At 47.1% G+C, this 1,436-nt stretch carries 1 protein-coding gene; it reads left to right on the top strand.

From position 1 onward, the window contains the following. Positions 1-148: 148 nt before the first annotated feature. The coding region (locus HMPREF2527_RS09650; RefSeq protein WP_168161078.1) for an ATP-binding cassette domain-containing protein at positions 149-1,436 on the top strand (1,288 nt) is incomplete at its 3' end.

Here is a 1,436-nt window from a genome sequence, read left to right as displayed (position 1 = left end):
GATGGTGGGTGTGTGGTGGAGCAAGGAACCTACCGGGAGCTGCTGAAGGCAGAGGGAAAGTTTATGGAAATTTTCAAAAATCAGATCTCTGAAGATTCTGCAGGGCGCAAAACTTCCGCTGAAAGGGACTATAAAGATGCGTAAGATTATGGCTAATACTGTTTGGTCCGTGGTTTATGCTTTCAAAAATCACCCCGTATGGACCGTTTCCTATCTAGTGTCTGTTGTGTGCCTATCACTATTCCCTGCTCTGCAGATGGAGGCTGTCACTAGACTTGTTGAGCATTTGGGCCAGAGCCAGGATGAAGTGCTCCCGCTAGCGCTGGGGGTTAGTTTTGTGCTGGCAGGATACATTGCCCTGGGACAAGCATCAGACTCTCTGCGTATGATTCTAAATTCTCGAATGTCAAGTACGGGTATTCAGAACGTATCTTCTCGTCTGGCGACTTGTTCCTCTCAGGAAATCGCAAGCGGTGATTATGCTCGCTCATCAAGGGCAGCTCATGAAGCTGTGACAGGGGGGAGCCTGGGGTCTCAAGTTTCCACTATGGGTGCTCTGATATTCATCATTTTTTCGACGGGAGCCCTTAGTTATTCCGTAGGAAAGATCAATGTATATGCTTCACTCTGCATGCTTGCAGGCATGATTCCTGTTGCCTTGATGTCACATCTCTATTCGAGTAAGAATGCTGAGGCAATGGAAAAAATATATTCATATAGCTACAACGCGTGGCATAGCACTAACCAGATTGCACAAATAACTACTGCTCGTGAGCTTGCAATTCTTAATGCTCGGTCGTTCTTTGCGCATCGTGCTAATCAAGAACGGAAAAAATCCGGTGAGGAGGAAATTGGCCTAGCTCGTTACATCCTCAGAATATATACAATTGTTGGTTTTATAAGCGCTGCACTGCTAGCTTTAGCCCTTATTTTTCTAGCGGCCTCGGTGCCGGCTCCCGGTGCTCTTGCTGGAGCTGTTATAGGTATTACCTCAGCTATAGTCTCGCTTGGCTCGATGGGAAGCGACCTTAGCTCGATGGCAGCGGGGTCAAACGCAATTGATATATATCGAAAGTTTATTTCTAGCGCACAGCCCGAGCAGAAAAATCCGGTTGCCGATACCTACCCCGAAATCTGCAGCGTTTCCATTAGGAATCTTGCTATCCAGTATCCAAAAGCTGATTCTTTAGCTCTTAAAAACATCAATCTCACTTTTGGTCCCGGGCAGATGATTGGTATTGTCGGGCCCAGCGGATCGGGAAAGACAACCCTAGTAAATGCACTCATGGGTATGCTTAAGCCCTCCAAAGGAGACATCCTCATTGGAGATAAGCCGGTACAGGACATATCACCTGATGATTTGTTGGCAAATGTGGGTTTGGTGAGTCAAGACTACGGCCGCTATGAACTGACTGTGCGTGAAAATCTTCTTCTGG

The organism is Rothia sp. HMSC071B01 (genome assembly GCF_001808945.1).
Classification (GTDB): Bacteria; Actinomycetota; Actinomycetes; order Actinomycetales; family Micrococcaceae; genus Rothia.
The sequence above is the reverse complement of the archived record's forward strand: the minus strand, read 5'-3'. Positions and strand labels throughout refer to the sequence as shown.